This window comes from Sphingobacterium sp. BN32 (assembly GCF_030503615.1).
Taxonomy (GTDB): Bacteria; Bacteroidota; Bacteroidia; order Sphingobacteriales; family Sphingobacteriaceae; genus Sphingobacterium.
On sequence record NZ_CP129963.1, the window covers coordinates 3734628 to 3757477 of the forward strand.

General features: G+C 41.9%; 17 protein-coding genes. 6 read left to right on the plus strand and 11 right to left on the minus strand.

Translation table 11 applies throughout. The features are described 5' to 3' along the window. Positions 1–56 precede the first annotated feature (56 nt). Positions 57–2483, minus strand: coding sequence for a 3-hydroxyacyl-CoA dehydrogenase/enoyl-CoA hydratase family protein (locus QYC40_RS15890; protein ID WP_301991138.1), 2427 nt, complete (start codon positions 2481–2483; stop codon positions 57–59). A 13-nt stretch (positions 2484–2496) separates the two neighbouring features. Beyond that, on the minus strand, positions 2497–2955 hold the full coding sequence (locus QYC40_RS15895) for a MarR family winged helix-turn-helix transcriptional regulator (RefSeq protein WP_301991140.1): 459 nt from the start codon (positions 2953–2955) through the stop codon (positions 2497–2499). 274 nt (positions 2956–3229) lie between these two features. Between QYC40_RS15895 and QYC40_RS15900 the strand changes: the two genes are divergently transcribed. Next, positions 3230–4192, plus strand: a complete 963-nt coding sequence (locus tag QYC40_RS15900; RefSeq protein ID WP_301991142.1) for an isopenicillin N synthase family oxygenase — start codon at positions 3230–3232, stop codon at positions 4190–4192. 66 nt (positions 4193–4258) lie between these two features. Here the strand turns inward: QYC40_RS15900 and QYC40_RS15905 are convergent, their stop codons facing one another. The 4 genes from QYC40_RS15905 to QYC40_RS15920 form a co-directional block, all read right to left on the minus strand. Further along, on the minus strand, positions 4259–5026 hold the full coding sequence (locus QYC40_RS15905; RefSeq protein WP_301991143.1) for an outer membrane beta-barrel protein: 768 nt from the start codon (positions 5024–5026) through the stop codon (positions 4259–4261). Continuing rightward, positions 5026–6156, minus strand: coding sequence for a PCMD domain-containing protein (locus QYC40_RS15910; RefSeq protein ID WP_301991144.1), 1131 nt, complete (start codon positions 6154–6156; stop codon positions 5026–5028). Before QYC40_RS15910 ends, QYC40_RS15905 begins: the two co-directional genes overlap by 1 nt. Before the next feature lie 165 nt (positions 6157–6321). After that, the gene (locus QYC40_RS15915) at positions 6322–6681 is read right to left on the minus strand and encodes an MmcQ/YjbR family DNA-binding protein (protein ID WP_301991145.1); all 360 of its coding nucleotides are present in this window, start codon (positions 6679–6681) and stop codon (positions 6322–6324) included. A 459-nt stretch (positions 6682–7140) separates the two neighbouring features. Next, on the minus strand, positions 7141–7701 hold the full coding sequence (locus QYC40_RS15920) for a thioredoxin family protein (protein WP_301991146.1): 561 nt from the start codon (positions 7699–7701) through the stop codon (positions 7141–7143). A 270-nt stretch (positions 7702–7971) separates the two neighbouring features. Here QYC40_RS15920 and dnaK point away from each other — a divergent pair, with 270 nt between their 5' ends. Further along, positions 7972–9891: a molecular chaperone DnaK gene (dnaK, locus tag QYC40_RS15925; RefSeq protein WP_301991147.1), complete on the plus strand. Its 1920-nt coding sequence runs from the start codon at positions 7972–7974 to the stop codon at positions 9889–9891. A 141-nt stretch (positions 9892–10032) separates the two neighbouring features. Here the strand turns inward: dnaK and QYC40_RS15930 are convergent, their stop codons facing one another. The 3 genes from QYC40_RS15930 to QYC40_RS15940 all read right to left on the minus strand — a co-directional run bounded on the left by QYC40_RS15930 (position 10033) and on the right by QYC40_RS15940 (position 13466). After that, a complete protein-coding gene (locus QYC40_RS15930) occupies positions 10033–10716 on the minus strand; it encodes a TIGR02117 family protein (protein WP_301991148.1) in 684 nt (227 codons plus the stop codon). Between the two features lie 229 nt (positions 10717–10945). Beyond that, the gene (locus QYC40_RS15935) at positions 10946–11860 is read right to left on the minus strand and encodes a sugar phosphate nucleotidyltransferase (protein ID WP_301991150.1); all 915 of its coding nucleotides are present in this window, start codon (positions 11858–11860) and stop codon (positions 10946–10948) included. A gap of 55 nt (positions 11861–11915) precedes the next feature. Then, on the minus strand, positions 11916–13466 hold the full coding sequence (locus tag QYC40_RS15940; protein WP_301991151.1) for a helicase HerA-like domain-containing protein: 1551 nt from the start codon (positions 13464–13466) through the stop codon (positions 11916–11918). 184 nt (positions 13467–13650) lie between these two features. Here QYC40_RS15940 and QYC40_RS15945 point away from each other — a divergent pair, with 184 nt between their 5' ends. The 3 genes from QYC40_RS15945 (at position 13651) to QYC40_RS15955 (ending at position 16436) form a co-directional block, all read left to right on the plus strand. After that, on the plus strand, positions 13651–14013 hold the full coding sequence (locus QYC40_RS15945) for a hypothetical protein (protein WP_301991152.1): 363 nt from the start codon (positions 13651–13653) through the stop codon (positions 14011–14013). Positions 14014–14127: 114 nt separating this feature from the next. Beyond that, positions 14128–15717: a SulP family inorganic anion transporter gene (locus QYC40_RS15950; RefSeq protein WP_301991153.1), complete on the plus strand. Its 1590-nt coding sequence runs from the start codon at positions 14128–14130 to the stop codon at positions 15715–15717. Between the two features lie 71 nt (positions 15718–15788). Further along, a complete protein-coding gene (locus QYC40_RS15955) occupies positions 15789–16436 on the plus strand; it encodes a carbonic anhydrase (RefSeq protein ID WP_149524717.1) in 648 nt (215 codons plus the stop codon). Positions 16437–16512: 76 nt separating this feature from the next. Here the strand turns inward: QYC40_RS15955 and QYC40_RS15960 are convergent, their stop codons facing one another. Then, on the minus strand, positions 16513–17790 hold the full coding sequence (locus QYC40_RS15960) for an FAD-dependent oxidoreductase (protein WP_301991154.1): 1278 nt from the start codon (positions 17788–17790) through the stop codon (positions 16513–16515). A gap of 93 nt (positions 17791–17883) precedes the next feature. Between QYC40_RS15960 and QYC40_RS15965 the strand changes: the two genes are divergently transcribed. Further along, entirely contained in the window at positions 17884–19554 is a 1671-nt protein-coding gene (locus QYC40_RS15965; RefSeq protein ID WP_301991155.1) for a glutamine--tRNA ligase/YqeY domain fusion protein, read from the plus strand. 83 nt (positions 19555–19637) lie between these two features. On the opposite strand, the gene QYC40_RS15970 is transcribed toward QYC40_RS15965, so the two are convergent. Continuing rightward, positions 19638–22652 (minus strand): DUF2723 domain-containing protein, encoded by a 3015-nt coding sequence (locus tag QYC40_RS15970; protein WP_301991156.1) that lies wholly within the window; start codon positions 22650–22652, stop codon positions 19638–19640. Positions 22653–22850: the final 198 nt, after the last annotated feature.

A 22850-nucleotide genomic window follows, 5' to 3' on the forward strand; every position in this document is an offset into this window, starting at 1 on the left:
TACAGTCTAATGTCTAAAATCTAATGTCTAAAATCTATCTACTAAATACTAACTACTTAATTCCGAAGAGCCTTCCCCTTCGTCAACATATGCTGAATACGCTCTAACGTTTTGCGCTCGCCGCAAAGTTCGAGGAATGCTTTTCTTTCAAGATCCAAAAGGTATTGCTCGGATACTTCTGTTGGGGCTGATAAATCGCCACCACACATAACCCAGCCTAACTTTTCGGAGATCTTCTTGTCGTGGTCGGAGATGTAATTTCCGGCACGCATAGAGGATGCTCCAACATAGACAATCCCTAAACCTTGGTTACCTAGCACCTTGATATCATTTCTTGGTGCGGGTTGTATATAACCTGCATCGGCTAATTCAATTGCTTTTGCTTTCGCGTCTGCAAGTAGGCGAGCACGGTTCATCGTGATCGCGTATTTGCCGGTCTCTAAGTATCCTAATTCGTGGGCTTCAACAGCGGAAGTAGATACTTTAGCTTGACCAACCGTTAAGAAACGATCTTTCAGCGTATTTTGTGTAATCTGGTCGTCTTTGTATTCGTCTGAAGCGCGCAATGCGAATTCTTTCGAACCACCGCCGCCAGGGACAACACCAACGCCGAATTCTACCAATCCCATGTAGGTTTCAGCATGTGCCTGTACAAAGTCAGCATGCATAGAGAACTCACATCCACCACCCAATGCAAGTTGGAATGGCGCCACAACAACCGGAATCGCTGAATAACGGATTCTCATCGATGTATTTTGGAACATACGGATTGCCATATTCAACTCATCGTAATCCTGCTCTACAGCCATCATGAAGATCATTCCGATATTGGCACCAGCAGAGAAGTTCTTGCCGTCATTACCGATTACTAATCCGCGGTATTCTTTCTCCGCCAGGTCGATTGCTTTGTTCAATCCTTGGATCACATCGCCACCGATAGTATTCATCTTCGTGTGGAACTCACAAGCGATAATACCGTCGCCCAGGTCGATAATCGATACACCTGAGTTCTTCCAAATCGTGTTGGTGTCACGAATATGATCCAATACGATCAAGTCCTCAGTACCCGGAATTGGCTTATAAGATTTCGATGCGATATCATAGAAATGACGTACACCGTTCTCTACTTTATAAAAAGATTCAAATCCCGCAGCCAACATATCGTGCACCCATTGAGCAACTTCGCCATCTTGACCCGGAAGACGTTTCTCTTCCTTCTTAATTTTTTCTATTGTTTCGCGTACGCCTAATGCATCCCATACTTCAAACGGACCAATTTCCCAACCAAAACCTGCACGCATCGCATCATCGATACGGAAGAAATCGTCGGTAATCTCAGGAACGCGTTTAGAAACATATTCGAACAATGGGTAATGCATCGCACGGAATAACTCCGCAGCTTTGTCTGTACCCTGCTCGTACACTTTCATACGCTTGCGGATATCTTCTACAGCTTTGGTGGCCTCTAGCGTCGAAGACTTAACCTTTTGCTGTGTACCGTATTCAAAAGTCTTCAGGTTCAACGAAAGAATTTCCGAGTTTCCACTCGCATCCTTCACTTTCTCATAGAAACCTTTCTTGGTTTTCTCGCCCAGCCATTTATTCTCAACCATTTTGGTGATAAAGGATGGCAATTGGAAAACGCCTTTAGCTTCATCGTTAGGCGCATTTTGTGCTAATCCATTGGCCACATTCACCAAGGTATCTAATCCTACAACATCCGCCGTACGGAAAGTTGCCGATTTAGGGTGCCCCATAGCAGGACCTGTATATTTATCAACCTCTTCTACCGTAAGGTCCATTTTCTCCACCAAATGCGTCAAGGCAAGCATGGAGTAAACACCAATACGGTTACCGATAAATGCCGGCGTATCTTTACACAATACCACCGTTTTACCTAACATCTTGTCGCCGAACTCCAATAAGAAATCAACAACTTCTTTTTTGGTATCAGGCGTAGGGATAATCTCTAATAATTGCAAATAGCGTGGCGGGTTGAAGAAGTGGGTTCCACAGAAGTGTGCTTTAAAATCTTCAGAGCGACCTTCTTCCATCAAATGGATTGGGATACCTGAAGTATTCGATGTAATCAGTGTGCCCGGCTTACGGTATTTTTCAACCTGATCAAATACCGATTTCTTAATATCCAAACGCTCAACGACAACCTCGATAACCCAGTCTACCTGAGCAATCTTATGCATATCGTCCTCAAAATTACCGGTAGAGATGCGCTTTGCAAAAGACTTGCTGAATAAGGGCGCAGGGTTCGACTTAATCGCGGTGTCCAAAGAGGTATTCACAATACGATTGCGAACCAATGGACTTTCGAAGGTTAAACCTTTGGCCTCTTCGGCTGGCAAAAGCTCACGTGGAACAATGTCCAACAACAAGACCTCCACACCGATATTAGCAAAGTGGCAAGCAATTCGTGACCCCATGACTCCGGATCCTAATACAGCTACTTTCTTAATATTTCTATTCATATCTCGTGTTTTTCTATTTTATGACTGTCTGCGCTTCTTTTTTTTCTGGCGCATAGTTTAATGCTAATTCATTAATCTTCGCTAAAGCCTTAATTAATGTTGTCCGTTCTCTGTCTGTAAAGGAGTTGTTCAAAAACTCGTTAAACTCCCTAACCACATCCTTGGCAATACCACGCTTCTCTCTGCCCAGCTCCGTTAAATAAACCTTAACCGAACGCTTATCCGTATCGCTCGTCTCTCTGTAGATAAAGCCTAAGCTTTCCAGGTTATTTAAAACGCGTGATAAAGATGTCGTCTTCACACCCGTCGAATTGGCAATCTGCGAAACCGGAGTACCCTCCCGATGTATATTGATCAAAATATATCCAGCAGCTTGAGTGAAGCCATGCTGCGAAGCAATGACATTATATTTGTTAGCAACCGTTTGCCAGGCTGTCTTCAAAAAATAATCTATGGTGTTATCTTGGCTCATAGTTGGAACGCTTCTTTAATATTTATTATGCAAGCATAACAAATTTAACAGATTGATTTTAAAAAACAAACTCTTTTGTGAATTTTTAATAAATCTTTGACATAGATGAATTAGTTTTAGGAGAACAGCCTAGATAAAGACTATGTTTTCAAAATGTGGAAAACTTTTACCCGTTGAAAATCACATCTTTAAGCAGTTTTTAAAACCGGTTATAAACAGCGATCCTCTTTTTACGCTTTTTAATATATTAACTTTGTACTCAAATAAAATTAACATGGCATTAGTAAATATCCCAAGATTAGACTTAACGCACTATACCGCGGGTACAGCCGAGCAACGCGCTCAGTTTGTGCAAGATTTAGGCAAAGCCTTCAACGAAACAGGCTTTGTGACCATTGCCAATCACGGCCTCTCAGACGAACTGATCGATAGTCTTTATGACAGCGTAAAGAAATTCTTCGGACAACCTGAAGAAATAAAACGTAAATATGAATTCCCTGAATTAGCAGGACAACGCGGCTACACTTCCAAAGGAAGAGAGAAAGCCAAGGACTCGACGACCCCAGACTTAAAAGAATTCTGGCAACGCGGTCAAACCATTGTTGGTGAGGAATATTCTAAAGCTGATTTCCCGGACAACCCGGAGGTTGTGGAGCTTCCAGAGTTCAACGCAGCGACATCAGAGATTTATAAGAAACTGGAAGAAGCAGGTCGTAACTTATTGAAAGCAATAGCGACTTACCTGGAATTACCAGAAGATTACTTTGAAAAATATGTGATCAATGGAAACTCTATTCTTCGCGCTATCCACTACTTTCCGATTGAAAACCCCGATGCTATCTCTCCGGAGGCAGTTCGCGCAGGTGCTCACGAGGACATCAACTTGATTACCCTATTGATTGGCGCTAGTGCTGATGGTCTTGAGGTATTGACAAAAGACAACGAATGGTTTCCGATTCGTGCAAAAGGAAAAGATATTGTAGTAAACGTGGGTGATATGTTGCAACGTTTGACGAACAATAAACTAAAATCAACAACCCACCGTGTGGTAAACCCACCGAGAGAATTGATGGGCACTTCGCGTTTTTCAGTGCCATTCTTCTTGCACCCGAAAGCAAGCATGAGTTTAGCGAGCCTGGAATCTTGTATCGATGCGGAACACCCGAAAGCATACGAAGATTATACTGCAGGACAATATCTGGACGAAAGATTAAGAGAAATTGGATTGAAAATGTAATCCAATATTATATAGAAAAGGGGCAATCTTCATCAGACTGCCCCTTTTTATATTTTCGCTTTTGCACTAAAACACGCGCATTCCCACGCCTATATTCATGAAGATATTATGCATATTGAAACTAATGCTTTCGAAGCCCGTTTTCATGATGCTATTGAAACCATAATCAAATTGAGCCAATGCATAGTAGCGCTGAGCAAAGCTGTATTTCCCACCTAAACTCATGCCGACATCGACGTTTCTGATGCTGTTCTTAAAATCATAGGCCGTGTTGTTGATCCCGATCTTCTCACCTGTCGGCTCTTCATCACGCATATAGCCCTCGATTGCCTCGCCGTAGAATTTCTTCATGACCGCAAAAGAAATATAAGGACCAGCCTGCACATTCCAATGCTCGCCAAACTGATAAGTCGCCTGCAAAGGAACCGTTAAATACAGATTTTCTACATTGGTGGAGATATCACCGTAATAGTATCCCCGCACGTTTTCCGAGGGATCCTCTGCCGCATTGAAGGTTGTTTTGTAACCTTTCACATTCGCCTCTGTCTTCATCCCCTTGCCATCCAAAATCAAACCGGCACGAACGCCCCAATGTTGATCGATCGCATAGTTTGCTTTGGCGCCAACAAAAAATGGCATCGCCGGACGGAAACTTTTGATCTCACGAATTTCAACCGGCATGCTCAACGGAGCAGCACCACCAATCTTCGTACCTGCTTCAACATCCAGACTCAATTTACCCGCTTCCTGAACCTGCGCCGAAGCCGAGCTAACCAATGCCAGCGCACAAAAACCTAAAACTGCGTATCTAATATTTTTATATAGTTTATTCATTACTTCGCGTTGATTTTTACGTTGTCTACAATTAATTTACTACCCACTGCACCTTGGAAAACAGCACCATTCTTACTTGCAGAGAACACTACAGCAATATTATAGCGGAAAGCATCAACCTCCGCGCGATTAAATTCTTTCTTGAATTCAAATGGGATAGAAAACTTCACCATGCCATCACCAGCGGTTTTCCCAAGTTCTTTAACCTGAGCTATTGCGACGATATAGGGACTGTCCTTTACATCAGCATCCGTTAACCAGGTACGTCCCGGATAGATAGCATCATTCGCAGTGCCTTTCATCAGTGCGACGCGATCATAAAATACCGCATAGATATCGCACTCATCAGTGACATTGACGGTTTGCCCTTGCGCATTGATCACCTTTGCGCCGGGCTCATATTTATAGAATCCTTCGAATGTCTCCGGCACCTTATTGTATGGCAAACCAAAACGCGTTTCGATTTCAACAATAGACTTGCTGAACAAGGAACCGATAAACAGGTTGCCCGCAGCAATCGGTTTTTTCACCAATCCACCCAGGAATCCCGTAGATTTTGTTTCTAAGTATAAAGCGTGTTTGCCACTGACAACATATTTCGCATCGCTTGTAGACTGCGTAGGGTAAGATTGTTCGGTAGGGTTGTTGCCCGCCGTAAAGGCGAAACCCGAGTTGCCCGAGGCCCAAAGGCTTTGTTGCATCCCCTCCACCTCTTCATAAAAATAAATCCATTTTTTCTTCTCATCCTGCCCGAAAAGCTCAAAGTCAAAAGCCGAAGGCACAGACGATTCGATTAGGGAAACATGGTAAGTCTTCGTGAACTTGCCATCCTCTGAGGTAACCTCATATGTAACGGGTGCTGTAAAGTCCTGTTCGCTACCTGAAACAGGCACAGAAACGGCACCAGGCGTCAGCTCAAACTCGAATGCAAATTTCTTTAAGTCGATCGCTCCCTGCTTAATGTAGATTACGACATTTCGATTGTTGATAATAGGTTTTGTGTTGATCACACTGTCAGGAACATTCACCGAAACGATATCCGCTTCCATGTTCTTGGCCTCGTCTTTAATACAACTTGACAGAAAAAGCAAAATCCCGATGGGAATCAGCCATAGTTTTGAGTACATCATTATAAATACGTATTGTTAATAAAATCGCCATACCTGATGGGCAGGTAATAACCGCGGCAAAGATAGTATTAATAAGGCTGAAAGCTTGTAGAATCCCCCCTTAGATTTCCCAATAAAACAGATTCTTTACATTCGGAAGGGGCTAGCTTATTGTAAACACGTCGATTAGCTCCCCAGTTCTTCCCTACTTTTTTTCGGAAGACCCTGCACAATCAAATCATAGCTATGCTGAATCAGTTTGTAAAGTTCAGCGTCCGGTAGCTGCCGATTCGCATACACCGTATTCCAATGCTTCTTGTTCATATGGTATCCCGGTTTTACAGTATGCTCATATTTCTCGCGCAATTCCACCGCATATTCCGGATCGCACTTCACATTGAATGTTAAATCTTCAATCTGATCTAAACCCACTAGCAAAAAGACTTTGCCCATGACTTTAAAAACTAAGGTATCAGGTCCAAAAGGCGTTTCCTCCGTCGTTCCTTTTTGTACAATGCAATAATCGCGAAGCTCCTCAATATTCATGCGCGTATAGGTTGATCATTAATAATAGTTAAAAATAATATAATCCTGCTAATAACACAAAAGCTAGTTCAGGTTATACCCAATATAGAACCAATGTAAACCCAATTCATACCCCAATCAAACCCGCTTGGAAGCGGGTTTGATTGGGGTATGAATTGGGTAGTATTTAGTAGTTAGTAGTTCGACCTAGGGCGGGATTAGATTTTAGACATTAGATGTATGGCAGTTGTAGAGTTTGTTTTGAACCAGGAAAGAAATAGTATTTAATACTTAGTAGTTAGTATAAAGACCTACGACGACCCCCCCGCCACAATACAAATCCTTCCTTTCGCGGTTCAGACAAAACAGCAACAAACGGACAGCGCAAAATAACTAGAGCACAAAAAAGGCCTTGTTTCCAGGCCCCTTAATAAACTATACAGTTCTAATATCTTATGTCTAAAATCTTATATCTAAAACCTAATACGCTTCCAAAGCTTGTTGCAATTCTTTTTGGATTTCTACGCCTTTATCGTCGTTGTACCAACGTTGGATTGCTTCCTTAATTTCTGGGAAAGGTTTTCCTTCGGCTTTCATCTCTTCGAAGAGGTTTTGCAGCGCGGCAGGGCGTGGGCCCCATATGATTTTGTCATGGCCTACATCGTTGCGGATGATCAACTTAGGGATGGATTTACCACCGTTGGTTAAGTATTCATCAATCAGGAATGGTTCGGTGTCGCGGAGTTGTATATCCAAATCGATAAATGGATTGTCTTTGACAATATTGTAGATTTGGGCTACGGAGTGTGCCGCATCACCACACCAAGGTTCGGTGATCACAATCCAATGTTGTTCATCTTTGATACGCTGAATGCATGCTTTCATCTCTTCTGATGGTTCGAATTTCTTTACCCATCTGTTCATTCTCGACCAATTTAACTTGGTGTAATTTAAGTACTCAGCATCATTGTGGTAGACTTCGTATTTTTCTGTATTTTCTAAAATATCTGCGAAGTACCTCTGGTATTCATCAAAATTCATGTTGGATTATTTTTTCATCAAAAGTACAGAATATTAATATAATTCAGAAAAAACCTGACGAACGTCATGTTATCGGATTGCAATATGAGGTAAAGATGACCGATTTCAGGCGGTCAAATACGTCTTTCAGTGACATATTGTCACAGAACCATGACAATTAACTGTCGGAATGGTTGATTTCGTTGTATAAAAGCTTAAAACAATCCTTTGGCATAAGCGTTGATGAGTATAGAGAAATTAACAACGTAAAAAAGAAAATATATATAAGATATGTCAAAAATTATAGGAATCGACTTAGGAACTACCAACTCATGTGTTGCTGTAATGGAAGGTAACGAACCGGTAGTTATTGCAAACAACGAAGGGAAACGTACGACGCCTTCGATTGTAGCATTTGTAGATGGTGGCGAGCGTAAAGTTGGTGACCCTGCAAAGCGTCAAGCTATCACGAACCCACACAAAACGGTATATTCCATTAAACGTTTTATGGGTACCTCATTTGACGAGGCAAAAAATGAACTTTCTCATGTACCGTATAAAGTGGTAAAGGGCGACAACAATACACCACGTGTAGAAATTGACGACCGTAAATATACACCTCAAGAGATTTCGGCAATGATTCTTCAAAAGATGAAGAAAACTGCTGAAGACTACTTAGGGCAGGAAGTATCTCGCGCAGTAATTACTGTACCTGCATACTTTAACGATGCACAACGTCAAGCAACAAAAGAAGCTGGTGAGATTGCTGGTTTAAAAGTAGAACGTATTATTAACGAACCTACAGCAGCAGCTTTAGCTTACGGTCTTGACAAAGCAAACAAAGACATGAAAATCGCTGTGTTCGACTGTGGTGGTGGTACACATGACGTGTCGGTATTAGAATTAGGCGACGGTGTATTTGAAGTAAAATCTACTGATGGTGATACGCACTTAGGTGGTGATGACTTCGATAATGCAATCATCAACTGGTTAGCGGCAGAATTTGCTGACGAGAACAATGGCTTCGATTTGAAAAAAGACGCTATGGCATTGCAACGTTTGAAAGAAGCTGCAGAGAAAGCGAAGATTGAATTATCAAGCACAACCTCTACAGAGATCAACTTACCATATATCACTGCTGATGCAACAGGTCCTAAACACTTAGTTCGTAATTTATCACGTGCTAAATTCGAAAGCTTAGTTGCTCCATTGGTAGAGCGTACAATCGAGCCTTGCCGTACAGCATTGAAAAACGCTGGCTACAGCACTTCAGATATCGATGAGGTAATCTTAGTAGGTGGTTCTACACGTATCCCTGCAATCCAAGAAGCGGTTAAGAAATTCTTCGGAAAAGAGCCTTCAAAAGGTGTTAACCCTGACGAGGTTGTTGCATTAGGTGCTGCAATCCAAGGTGGTGTATTAACTGGTGAGGTTAAGGATGTATTGTTATTAGACGTTACTCCACTTTCATTAGGTATCGAAACAATGGGAGGTGTGATGACAAAATTAATCGAGTCTAACACAACAATCCCTACACGCAAATCGGAGGTATTCTCGACAGCGTCAGATAACCAACCATCCGTAGAGATCCATGTATTACAAGGTGAGCGCCCGATGGCTGCACAGAACCGTACATTAGGACGTTTCCAATTGACAGACATCCCTCCTGCTCCTCGTGGTATCCCTCAAATCGAAGTAGTATTCGACATCGATGCGAACGGTATCATCAAAGTATCGGCAATCGATAAAGCGACCGGTAAAGAGCAAAACATTCGTATCGAAGCTTCATCAGGTCTATCAGACGAGGAAGTAAAACGTATGAAACAAGAAGCAGAAGCGAACGCTGAAGCGGATAAAAAAGTAAAAGAAGAAGTTGATAAGTTGAACGCTGCTGATGCATTGGTATTCTCTACAGAGAAACAACTGAAAGAATACGGTGACAAGATCTCAGCAGACAAGAAAGCACCTATCGAAGCAGGTTTAGAGAAATTGAAAGCTGCTCACGCTGCTAAAAACTTTGAAGACATCGAAACTGCATCTACTGAGCTACAAAACGCTTGGAACGCAGCATCTGAAGAGATGTATGCAGCATCACAACAAGGCGCAGGCCAAGAGCAAGCGCAAGGCAATGCCGGACAACAAGCCAACAATGGCGGAAACCAAGGCGGCGCAGATGATGTGCAAGATGTAGACTTTGAAGAAGTGAAATAAAAAAACAAAGCCGATTCTAATGAATCGGCTTTGTTTTTAGTAGTTAGTAGTGAGTATTTAGTAGTTAGACCTATGGTCGCTACTAAATACTCACTACTTTTTTGTGGTTTTTAGGTCTAAATACTAAGTACTAAATACTAACTACTCCCTAAAATGCCTCAAAATTCCTTTATCAAATACTGTCCAGATGCCGCTCGGCATATTTGCTTTTTTGAGGGCTTTGTTGGTCCATGTGTTGCAGGAGAAGAACAGGTTGTAGGCGCCTTTGGCTTCGTAGAAGGCGTCGTCTTGGCCGTATTGGGCATTTGTTTGGATGAGGATTGGTTTTCCGTCAGAATCTGTGTCTAGTGCCGCGAGGATGTAGTCTCGCAGGGCTTTGTATTGGGAGCGATCGATGGTTATTTTATAGCAAAGCTCATTTTCAACCATCTGCTTGTAATAGGTGATGTGCAATGCGGTCTCCCCTATGCCGAAGCCGGCGATGAGGGCTGTTTTAAGGGTTAGATCTTTCCATTCGGGGGTATTGAGGTAGAATCCTTTGTCGCCCCAGCCTATGGAAATATATCGTTGATCGGAGTTTCTACCTTTTGTATTCTCGATTGGAAATACCGTCGTCCAGTCTTGTAGATCATCTTTAATCGGCAAGACGATATCGGTATGTACGCCATTGGAAAGAACATAGGCATCGATTTCTAGCGGGAGGGATAAGCTTTGTGACTTGGGTGATGGAATACGCGATAGCAGAGCGTCGGCTCCAAAATAGAGCGCTGCGAATGCAATCAGACCAATTAGGATATAGAGGATAGTTAGCATAAAACGCTTCATAGTTCGATGATTATGCTGCTAATATCGGGAAATAGATGTTAAAAAAGCATTCATGTTTCTTTGTCATCATACATCGGGATGAAACTTTTCGATGACCTCTGAAAACTTTCAACATCCAATGAAATAACAAAAGAGATGAAAGTTTCTGATGTCCTTTGAAAACAGACACATTCAAAAAAAAATGGCAGGTTTTTGAACCTGCCATTGAATATGAATATATCTAAGTTTCTTAGAATAGTTTTTCGGGATAAACACCGTCCGCAACCAACTTAGAGATGCTCTCTTGAACGATTGGCTTATCTTCAACGTATGTTACACCGAACCATTTCGAAGAAGTAGGAATCACGCGGTAATCTGCTAATCCTTCTTTTACCATATAATCCGGGATGGTAGGGATAAAGAATTCTGATTTCGGATTATCGCCATTGTCTTCTACAAACTGAGGGAACAAAGATAAAGCAATATCAAACACTTTTGGAGTAAATCCCCAGAAGTTCATGGATACACGCGTATCGGCAGGTAATTCCGTTTCTACTCCGTTTTCCTCATAAACGATTCTCTTGTTGCCAGCGTCGTCAGTTTTATAGAAAATATTCACACGCTCTGTAACAGAGTCCATATGTCCTTCAGCATTGACTTCACAAACACCTCTGGATACATATCCGTAATCTGACATGGTGTTTCCTAATTCAAAGCCCATTAAAGACATGTGGGTATCATTGACATCGTTTGTTAGGAAGTCTGCCATTTTTTTGAAGGCATCATAGCCGTAGAAGTCATCTGCGTTGATCACACAGAAAGGGCCATCTACTTTATCTTTAGCGCTCATTACCGCATGGGCAGTTCCCCAAGGTTTTGTGCGTTCAATTTCGCGGTCTATGCCAAATTTCTTTAAATTGAAATCTTGGAAGGCATAATCTACTTCGATTTTGCCACTTAATTTCTTGTCGAATTTTTCGCGCATCACTTGCTCAAATTCTTCGCGAATAATAAATACTACTTTCCCAAAACCGGCTCTAATAGCATCATAAATGGAGTAATCAATGATCGTTTCGCCGTGTGGTCCGAATCCGTCTACTTGCTTTAATGAACCATAGCGGCTAGCCATTCCTGCTGCCAGAACTACCAAAGTAGGTTTTCCCATAATTATCTTATTTTATGTTTAGTATTTTAATAGCGTTGCAAATATAGTGTTTTATCTATTTCTTTTTGAAGATCGCGTTTAGGATTCCCGTTGCTATCTTCCCTAATAACTTGGAGCCCTCTCGCGCTAATGTTCGGGAAGCTTGGTTTTGTGCTGCTTCTAGTGGGGTTTGCCTTCTGGAGCTAGATGATGACCTAGACTTGCTTGCTTTCTCCTGCTCTTTGCGGGCCGCCTCCGTTGCCTGCTGCTGTTCGAACTGCGCCATACGCTCGTCTATAATCTCCGCTGCCGTACGACGTTCAACGCGCTCCTGGTATTTCCCTGCATAATCAGAACCATTAACTAGCTCGCTATACAATTGCGGGCTGCATGGTCCCATTACCGCTCTTGCAGGCACTAGATGGGTCGCTACGACTTCCGTAGGGATACCCTTGTCGTTCAATACAGTTACTAATGCTTGACCGGTACCTAAGGAAGTCAACACCTTATCGATTTCATAGAAATCAGATCTTGGGTAAGTTTTTACCGTTTTGCGAAGGTTCTCTGCATCATTTGGAGTAAAAGCACGTAAAGCGTGTTGAATGCGATTTCCCAGCTGTCCTAATACACTCTCTGGGATATCCGTCGCTGCTTGGGTACAAAAGAAGACGCCTATGCCTTTTGAGCGTATTAACCGAACAATCTGCTCAATCTGAGTTAAGAATGCCTTAGAGGCGTCGTTAAACAGCAAATGGGCTTCGTCGAAGAAGAAGACTAATTTGGGTTTATCGAGGTCACCGACTTCCGGCAGATGTTTAAAGAGCTGCGCCAGCAAACTTAACAGGAAGGTAGAGAACAACAGCGGCTGATCTTGTATATCGGAAATATTCAAGAGTGTAATGACTCCTTTTCCATCAACCTTTCCAAATAGATCGTTGATGTCGAACTCTTTCTCTCCGAAAATATGTTCCAGACCTTGCTGCTCAATAGCGACAATCTTCCGGAGAATAGTGCTCGCCGATGCTGAGCTGATCTTTCCGTAATCGGCTTTGATCTCCTCGGCGCCGGGTCCTTCAGAGAGGTAACTCAGCAATTTCTTTAGATCTTGAAAGTCTACAATCGGCAATTGATTGTCGTCGGCATATTTGAATATAGCACTCAGAACACCCGACTGGGTATCATTCAAGTCGAGGATTCTAGACAAGAGCACTGGGCCAAAGTCTTCAACAGTAACACGCATCGGAGCACCAAGCTTGCCACTTAATGAAAATAATTCAATCGGAAAGCTGGAAGGTTCGAAAGGAATGCCCACGGCATTTCCGCGTTCTATGAGCGCATCGTTTGTTTTTCCGGGTTCTGCTAACCCCGAGAGGTCGCCTTTAACGTCGAGCATTAAAACTGGAACACCCGCATCGGAAAGCTGCTCTGCCATCAATTGTAGTGTTCTGGTTTTACCGGTTCCGGTTGCACCGGCAATTAAACCGTGTCGGTTCATCATCTTTAGCGCCAAATTTACTTTGGCATCTGTAACAACCTCTCCTTCTAGGATACCTGATCCTAGTTGTATAAATGGGCCTTTAGGGCTATAAGAAGCGGTAATTTTATCGATAAACGGTTGTGTTATCATAGATTTTTATTCAGGTAATGCTCTCAATAAATAAAGATAATATTCTAATTATAAACTTAAGTAGATTTCTATTATTAACAAATTGTTAGCCAATCAGGATTAAATACATAGTTTTGTCATCATTTCACAATTTAATTCCAAAAAAAGTGATTTTTTAAAATTTAATTTTATTTTTGTGAAGTTTATGATTGCAAAGACTCATTTTTTTTCTAAGACACAACGCGTAATAGCAGCGAAATTATGCTTCTTCATCTTCTTTACGAAGATGCTGATCAGCATGACGCCTATTTTTGTGGACGTGTTAGACCGAGGTACTGTTTTGCAAGTCGTGATGCAATTAGAAATTGAGAACACGGCAAAAGGTAACAACAGTAACAATGAAGATTTGCATGAGCACAGTATCAAGATTTTCAAACCTGATGCTATAGATTTCCTTAGCTTCAACCCTACGGTAGAAAACACTGGGCGTACGAAACACTATCTTAAAAATGAAAGGACGATCTGTGCCTTCCATCCACGCGTTCCTACACCGCCTCCTAACGCGTAATTCAACATCCATCTTATTTAAATCGCCTTTCTGATGCTGCTTTGCTAGGTCTTAATGGCTGTACTGGCGATTGTTACATCGTTAAATGTTGAATTTTAAAAAGTTATTTTTATTATGTTAGGAACACGTTTGTCTGCTTTTCTTAAATTATCGAAGAGAGACTTAAAATATGACTTCCCCGCAAGTATTGTAGTATTTTTAGTGGCATTGCCACTCTGTTTAGGAATTGCCATGGCCTCCGGAGCACCTCTTTTTGCGGGTGTTTTAACAGGAATTATTGGTGGTATTGTTGTCGCATCGATCTCCGGATCGGCACTAAGTGTTAGTGGTCCTGCGGCAGGATTGACGGTTATTGTATTAGGTGCAATCACGCAATTAGGCGCTTACGAAACATTTTTGCTAGCTGTGATGTTAGCGGGTGTTATACAATTAGTCTTAGGAGTGATTAAAGCAGGTATGATCGGAAACTATTTCCCTTCTTCGGTTATCCTAGGGATGCTTGCAGCAATCGGTATTACGATTATCCTGAAGCAGATTCCATTGGCATTTGGTATGACCGAAACACATGCTTTCGAAGTGGAAGATGGCGGCGGGATAGCTGCTTTCACAAACACCATATTCTCTAGCGTGAACTGGGGAGCAACCATCATCTGTTTATTATCGCTAGCCGTATTAATTTTTTGGCCAAATATCAAGAAGCTGAACAAGATTCCTGCGCCGCTAATCGTGGTAATCTTAGGTGTTGGTTTAGGTTTTGTATTCCAAGGAACTTCGCTTGCATTGAATCCAGATCACTTTGTGTCTATTCCGGTCGTATCGTCATTTGCTGAATTCAAGGGTTTATTTATCTTCCCTGACTTTACGCAGATTGTTAATCAAGAAGTGTGGGTAGTAGCATTCACAATCGCAATTATTGCGAGTTTAGAGACGCTATTGAGTATCGAAGCGGTTGACAAGATTGACCCTTTCAAGCGTAATTCACCAACAAATAGAGAGTTGGTAGCTCAAGGTATTGGAAATATGACGAGTGGTTTATTAGGAGGTTTACCAATGACTTCAGTTATCGTGAGATCTTCTGCGAATGCCAACTCCGGTGGACGTACGAGACAATCGGCAATTCTTCATGGTCTATGGTTATTGGTTGCTTTGTTAGCCATTCCATCGATCATCAACTTGATTCCATTGGCTGGTCTAGCGGCAATTTTATTGCATACAGGTTTTAAATTAGCAAAACCTGCTTTGTTCAAACAGATCTACAAAAAGGGATTGGATCAATTTATTCCATTCTTCGTCACAGTAGCAGCGGTAGTATTTACCGATTTGTTAACAGGTGTAGGTATTGGTATCGTGGTAGCAACTTTCTATATTTTGAAGGCGAACATGACGAATGCTTATCAATTCAATATCATCCAGAAGGAAGATACTGACACTGCGGTTCTAACGCTTGCTGAGGAAGTGACATTCTTAAACAAAGCGCCTATACAACAGAAGTTATACAACCTACCAAAGGGTGTTAAGTCGGTGGTCATCGATGGGCAGAAAAGTAAATTTATTGACAAAGATGTTATTGACGTAATCAAAGATTTCGAACAAAATGCTTTGAGCAAGGGCTTGGAAATCGAGCTAAACGATGTAAATTACAAGAAGAAGTCCTTCAATGGTAATTTTCGCTTAAAAAAACAAAAACTTCAAAAAGTAGTTTAATTAATTCAAAGAAATTCTGAAACTTGTGCAACCCTTTTTAGGGTTGCCATAAAAACATATTGACAAAAAACATGGAAAATAAAGTATTAGAAACTGGTTTCAACAACATTAAAGAAGGTAATAAAGAGTGGGTTGAGTTTGTAAAAAACGACGAAACAGGTAGATTTCAGCAATTAGCTAAAGGCCAGAGTCCGGAAGTATTATGGATTGGCTGCGCTGATAGCCGTGTTCCTGCTAACGAATTGACCGGTAAGAAACCAGGAGAAGTATTTGTACATCGTAATATTGCCAACATGTGTGTTCACTCGGACATGAGTATGCTTTCTGTACTTGACTATGCGGTGAATGTATTGAAAGTAAAACATGTTATCGTGGCTGGGCACTATGGCTGCGGTGGCGTCGCGGCTTCTTTAAGTTCTACACAGTATGGTATTATCGACAACTGGTTATGCCATATCAAAGACGTTTACCGCCTACATGCTGAAGAAATCGATGCTATTGAAGATAAAGAACAAAAAGCTGATCGTTTGGTCGAGTTAAACGTGAAAGAACAAGTGTTCAATCTATGCAGTACATCCATTATTCAAAATGCATGGAAAGAGCGTGATGATTTAGCTGTCCATGGGATGGTCATCAATATCGGAACTGGAGAGTTGATCGATCAAGGTTGTACTTATACCGGAACTGATAAACTAGGCAATGTGTTTGCTTTCAAATAGGCCTAACGCATTAAAATTCAACAATAAAAGCTTGTTCGTTCGAACAAGCTTTTATTGTATATAAATATTTTGTCTGCTATTTCTTAAACTGCCCATCAGCATGGATTGCTTTGGCATATGAAGCTGAATAAAGGTCTGTAACAACGGCGAGTTGCCCTCTCGTAACAAAAGCTTCAGGATCGTAACTGCCTTCAAACTTTCTTTTTGTAGACCATTCTTTTATCAGTTGTTGCTCAACCTCATCCCCTTTCAAAGAAACAAACTTGACGAGGCTGATGAGATCTTTCCATTTCATTTCCTCGTTTCGGTAGTTGTCTAAAAACCATAGCTGACTACGCGAGTAGATATCGTTTAGTACTCCTTTCACATCATCAAACCTTACGGCAGTATCCTTATGGAAATACATAGCACCATCTTTTACTTCTCCAAGGAAAAATCCAGTTAAATAGAATTTCTGAATGGATCCATAATGTGGATCATCAATCGCAACATCTACATAAGGATTCAATCTGGCATTAAAAGTCAGTAATTCTGACTGCACTTTCCTTACATCCAATTTATCAACGCTGGTATCAAAAAAAGCGCAATAGCCTGCAATTGCCGCTAGCCCCTGCCCTAAGGCAATGCTCATCGGAATATCATTAGGTGAGTCAGTTAAGTCCTTTCCTGGACCAATGCTAAACATATTCTCATATTGCGCATTTAAAAGCTGTTGTAAGGTCGCTACATATACCGCTCCAGCGCGCTCTTCTACTGCCATGGTCGTACGACTCAAAGGCAATGTTAATTGCGATAGGGGTAAAAATTGGCTTTCTCTCGCCGACAAACTATCTGGTATTCCCAGGTTTCGATAAAGTTTGCCATCTCTGGTTGCATCAATCACTACAGGTACGTTAAAGCGATCTTTGTTAGACAAAATCAGTTGCCAGTTTCTTCTGCCGCGCTCACACTTACTGATTTCTTGCCCTACAATGATCGTCACCCCCTGCATCTTCGCCTTAAAACGCTCAATACTGTTTGACGCTAGCCTTGGGCTAAAATCAGTCTTCACGGTATTCGCTAGCACCTGGTCTTTGGTTTTGCTCATTGCCATATCCATCAGCAATTCCATCCAAATCCCTCCATTCAGATGATACTTCTGATCAATAACAACTTTCTCACCGGAATTGCTCGCTAAAAAGTCTAAATTATCGATTACTAAAATCGTCTCGACATTAGACTTGCCGGCTTGAACAGCAGCAGCCCAGCCCACAAAACCATCAGCATAAATAAGCATCTTCGGCTTCGCCTTTTTTTGCGCGAAAGTCAGCAGCGGAAGTACCAAGAAAATCAGCAGTAAAAATCTAAATCTCATATTGATTATTTAATATCCCGAAAATAAGTAAAAAGCAGTAAGTATTCGGTACCATCTCATCCATTATATCGATGAAATACCTAACTTTGCTACATGGTAGAAGAAGAAAAATCATTGAATTTTATTGAAGAGATTATCGAAGAGGATCTTCGAAATGGGAAGAATGATGGGCGTGTGTTAACCCGCTTCCCTCCCGAGCCTAACGGCTATCTTCATATCGGACATGCAAAATCCATCTGTTTAAACTTCGCATTAGCACAGAAGTATAACGGAAAAACAAACTTACGTTTTGATGATACCAACCCGGTAACGGAAGATGTGGAGTATGTGGATAGTATCAAGCGCGATATTCAATGGTTGGGATTCCAGTGGGCTGAAGAGCTGTACACTTCCGACTATTTCGATACTTTATATTCCTATGCTGTAGACTTAATCAAAAAGGGTCTCGCTTATGTAGATGATAGTACTGCTGAAGAAATCGCAGCAGCAAAAGGTACGCCTACAGAGCCTGGAACTCCTACACCTGCACGCAGCCGTAGCATCGAAGAAAACCTTCAGCTATTTGAAGAAATGCGCGATGGCAAATATAAAGATGGTGAAAAAGTATTACGTGCGAAAATAGATCTTGCAAGCCCTAACATGCATATGCGCGATCCTATTATCTACCGCATCAAGCATGCTCATCACCACCGTACAGGAGATAAATGGTGTATCTATCCGATGTATGATTTTGCACATGGACAATCCGACTCCATCGAAAAAATCACGCATTCTGTTTGTACTCTAGAATTTATCCCACATCGCCCATTATACGATTGGTTGATCGATAAATTAGAGATCTTCCCTTCAAAACAATACGAATTTGCTCGCCTTAATTTAAACTATACGGTAATGAGCAAGCGTAAGTTGCTGCAATTAGTAAATGAGAAATTCGTTGAGGGTTGGGACGATCCACGTATGCCTACGATCTCGGGACTTCGCAGACGCGGCTATACACCGGCAAGTATTCGTAATTTCTGCGAACGCATCGGTATACAAAAGCGTGAAAACATGATTGATGTCAGTCTGTTGGAGTTCTGTATCCGCGAAGATTTAAATAAAACAGCATGGCGCCGAATGGCAGTTCTTGATCCAATTAAGTTGATCATTACGAACTATCCTGAAGGCCAAGTTGAGGAACTACACGGTGAAAACAACCCTGAAGTAGAGGGTGGCGAAGGGTCACGTACTATTCCATTCTCAAAAGAGCTTTGGATCGAACGTGAAGACTTTATGGAAGATGCACCTAAGAAGTTCTTCCGATTAGGCCCGGGTCTTTCGGTACGCTTGAAACATGGCTATATCGTTACTTGCACAGACTTCAAGAAGGATGAGCAAGGCAATGTTACAGAAGTTTATTGTGAATATGCGCCCAACTCCAAATCAGGAGAAGATACTTCCGGCATGAAAGTAAAAGGAACAATCCACTGGGTGTCGGTTCAACATGCTAAAGAAGCGGAAGTGAGACTTTACGACCGTTTATTCCATGATGAAAATCCGGCTGCCGCTGAAGATTTCAAATCTTCAATTAACAAGGATAGTTTGCAGATCATCGAGAAAGCTTATATCGAACCAGACTTGGCAAACGCTGAGGTTGGAAAGGGCTACCAATTTATCCGCCTAGGATACTTTACCCCAGACAATAAACTTTCAACGGCTGAAAAACCAGTGTTCAACCGCACGGTGACATTGAAAGACTCTTGGGCTAAGGAAGCAAAAAAGTAATTTCAGAAAATTATATAGAACAAAAGAGGAGCAAATGCTCCTCTTTTGTTTTATTTAAACTCAACTTATTATTAATAACCCACTTAACTCCCCTGCAGCCAAGCCTGCTCATACTTACTCCAAACCCGATTCCCTTCAGCTATCAATCCCTCATCACCGATCTGTTTCAAGATAGCCTGATACCTTTCCAACGCCCCTAAGCCAAGCTGAATACTATACAGATCATAGCCCTCAGAAGTTTCCATTATCCCCTTCTGATAATTCAACTTCTCGTCGATCGCTTTGATATTCTTTGCGGCCAGTTCTTTAGCTTTATCAAGCTCCTTCACCTTCACTAAGGTATCAGCAACTATGGCATTCAGATAGCTCTGACGCATGCTCTTCGGTTCCTTAGGCTGATGCGCATAAGCGACCAAGGCTAGCTTCTTCGCTTCCGCAAGCTTACTCTTCTGCACTAAACTCTCCAATCCTTGCGCATATAGATTCGGCTGCACATAAGAATCATAGATGAAATTAGAATCCGTATCAAAATAGTCAAGGGTCTTAATATCCGACCACTTGAACTTCTCTACCGCATTCGTATAGATTGCCTCTGTATTGATCAAAGTAGCATCATCCGCTTGTTGACCGACTTCTACCGGCATCAAACGATACACTAAACCTTCCGACGCCAGGTACTTATCCATGCCCATGAAAATATCACTAGGAGCCTGCTTTACAAAGTAAATTGGTCGCTCCCAATTGTTATTTTCCAACAAGCCCATCAGGCTCAGCTCAGCTCGCGACACATAATTCTGATTATAATCCCACTGCATATACTCCGGAATCGCATTTTCCCATTCCTGCGGAACTACCTTATTCTTCAAAACTTGCGCTCTATCAATCTTCAATTGCAACTTCTTGGTCGGCATCACATTCACATACTCCCCAGACTGCAATTGCATCATATTCTGTTGGTTATCCGACAGCATAATATCCAATACGGTCTTCACATCGGTATAACCCTCTACCCCCATATCATAAACCTGAATACCATCCCGTTGCCCACGCTTTACCTTATCATAGGCAAACCCCAATGGCAGAGCTTTCGACTGGTTGATATCCGTTAAAGCCTGCTCCACATACCAATCAGACTGCAGATATCCATAATTCAACACGCGCACATCCGGTCTAACACCTTCTACCTCTTGTAAATACCACAGCGGGAAAGTATCGTTATCCGCATAAGTGAATAGGATGGCATTTGGTGCACAAGAATTTAACATGTTCATGGCGAAATCCCTGGTCATCATTCGCTCCGAGCGGTTATGATCATTCCAATTTTCCTTCAACAGCAATGTCGGTACAGCCAATAAACAGATGGCCGAACTGGCCAAGGCTAAGGTTTTCGCCGGAACCTTCACCAGGCTCTTCAACAAGTCTACAACAGCAATGACCCCTAACCCAATCCATATCGCAAACACGTAGAATGAACCCGCATAAGCATAATCTCGTTCTCTAGGCTGATTAGGCGTCTGATTCAAATAAATCACGATCGCTAAACCCGTGAAAAAGAACAGCAGTCCCAAAATAGCAGTATCCTTCTTGCTCTTCTTCAACTGCCATAATATTCCAAGAAAACCAAGCAATAAAGGCAAGAAGAAATAAGTATTCCTACTCGGATCCTTTAACATGCTATCCGACAGATGCGACTGACCCGGCAGGCGTAGATTATCAAGAAATGTAATTCCCGACAACCAATTGCCCGCATAAACCTGCCCCTGACTAGGGACATCGTTCTGACGGCCAACAAAGTTCCACAGAAAATAACGAGCATACATATGGTTCAACTGATAATTGAAGAAGAACTTCAAATTATCACCCATAGTAGGCGATTGCCCTTCAGGAATATTTAAATACTGACGATAAAATGCAGCATGCTTATCGCTATATATCCTTGGAAACAACATCTCCTTGTCATACACATAGCGGTTATTGCTGCTAATCTTGGTATAGCGATCAGCATCCTTTCGATAGGTCGAACCCGTAGTCATATCGATAGGACGAGCATCGAAACTCTGCCCTTTAAATAAAGGCTCCGATTGATATTGCTCTCGACTTAGATAACTCAATAAATTAAATGCATTATCCGGATCATAATTATTCAACGATATATTGGTTTGTGCGCGGATCAGCAACAAACTATACGACCCGAATCCTAAAAAGATAAAGCTCAAACTCAACAGCGCCAAATGCATAATCGGCTTTGCCTTACGACTCGCATAATAAAGCCCGAAGACAATCCCTCCGACTAATAGCGCGATGAAAAACGCCACACCCGATCCAATCGGAAGCCCCAGACTATTAACAAAGAAAAGATCGAAATTAGCAGCAAAGCGAACGCTATACTGAATAACACCCCATAGCACAAATGCTAAGGCCAATACGCCCCAACCTAAGGATTTAGCAATCCCCTTCCACTCGACCTTACTCGTCTTGCGGAAGTAAATCATCAAAGCGATGACTGGGATAGTCAGCAGATTCAACAAATGCACGCCGATGGAAAGCCCCATCACATAGGCAATGGCCAATAACCACTTATTGCTATCCGCTTCGTCGGCTCTCGCATCCCATTTCAACGCCAACCAAAACACAACGGCGGTACATAGCGACGACATTGAATACACCTCCGACTCCACTGCCGAGTACCAAAAAGAATCTGTAAAACTATAAGCTAATGATCCGACAATCGCGGCACCCAAAACTTGATATAACTTTGCCGAAGTCCATTCCCCATCTTGCAAAACCAGCTTCTTCGCAATCGCGCTGATTGTCCAAAATAAAAAAACAATGGTCAACCCACTGAAAATTGCCGAACCAATGTTCATCCAATAAGCCACTTTACTGACATCCCCCATTGCAAAATTCGAAAACACATTCTGTATCATCAGAAACAATGGTGCTCCAGGTTGATGAACAACCTCTAATTTATGCGCCGAAGCAATAAATTCGCCCGTATCCCACCAGCTGCTGGATTTTTCAACACTCAATATATAAACTATTGTTGCCAGGATTCCACAGCTCCAGCCGAGAAGGTTATTAAGTTTTTGAAAGCTCATAAGAGTAAAGGTTAGTTTTTCGGAATAAAGATAAACTGAAAAGCAGCAACTGCACTCCGCTTAACAAATTTTAACAGAAATCAAGCCCCCAAACAACTCGCCCAATAAAATATTAAAAATAAAAAACCAAGACTCTCGTCTTGGCTCTTCTATCTTATATCACAAAACCGAGTCTAAAACATCGGCTCCACGCTCTAA

Coding starts and splice junctions, on each gene's coding strand:
- QYC40_RS15890 (WP_301991138.1), bottom strand. CDS start 2,483: ATGAATAGAAATATTAAGAAAGTAGCTGTATTAGGATCCGGAGTCATG.
- QYC40_RS15895 (WP_301991140.1), bottom strand. CDS start 2,955: ATGAGCCAAGATAACACCATAGATTATTTTTTGAAGACAGCCTGGCAA.
- QYC40_RS15900 (WP_301991142.1), top strand. CDS start 3,230: ATGGCATTAGTAAATATCCCAAGATTAGACTTAACGCACTATACCGCG.
- QYC40_RS15905 (WP_301991143.1), bottom strand. CDS start 5,026: ATGAATAAACTATATAAAAATATTAGATACGCAGTTTTAGGTTTTTGT.
- QYC40_RS15910 (WP_301991144.1), bottom strand. CDS start 6,156: ATGATGTACTCAAAACTATGGCTGATTCCCATCGGGATTTTGCTTTTT.
- QYC40_RS15915 (WP_301991145.1), bottom strand. CDS start 6,681: ATGAATATTGAGGAGCTTCGCGATTATTGCATTGTACAAAAAGGAACG.
- QYC40_RS15920 (WP_301991146.1), bottom strand. CDS start 7,701: ATGAATTTTGATGAATACCAGAGGTACTTCGCAGATATTTTAGAAAAT.
- dnaK (WP_301991147.1), top strand. CDS start 7,972: ATGTCAAAAATTATAGGAATCGACTTAGGAACTACCAACTCATGTGTT.
- QYC40_RS15930 (WP_301991148.1), bottom strand. CDS start 10,716: ATGAAGCGTTTTATGCTAACTATCCTCTATATCCTAATTGGTCTGATT.
- QYC40_RS15935 (WP_301991150.1), bottom strand. CDS start 11,860: ATGGGAAAACCTACTTTGGTAGTTCTGGCAGCAGGAATGGCTAGCCGC.
- QYC40_RS15940 (WP_301991151.1), bottom strand. CDS start 13,466: ATGATAACACAACCGTTTATCGATAAAATTACCGCTTCTTATAGCCCT.
- QYC40_RS15945 (WP_301991152.1), top strand. CDS start 13,651: ATGATTGCAAAGACTCATTTTTTTTCTAAGACACAACGCGTAATAGCA.
- QYC40_RS15950 (WP_301991153.1), top strand. CDS start 14,128: ATGTTAGGAACACGTTTGTCTGCTTTTCTTAAATTATCGAAGAGAGAC.
- QYC40_RS15955 (WP_149524717.1), top strand. CDS start 15,789: ATGGAAAATAAAGTATTAGAAACTGGTTTCAACAACATTAAAGAAGGT.
- QYC40_RS15960 (WP_301991154.1), bottom strand. CDS start 17,790: ATGAGATTTAGATTTTTACTGCTGATTTTCTTGGTACTTCCGCTGCTG.
- QYC40_RS15965 (WP_301991155.1), top strand. CDS start 17,884: ATGGTAGAAGAAGAAAAATCATTGAATTTTATTGAAGAGATTATCGAA.
- QYC40_RS15970 (WP_301991156.1), bottom strand. CDS start 22,652: ATGAGCTTTCAAAAACTTAATAACCTTCTCGGCTGGAGCTGTGGAATC.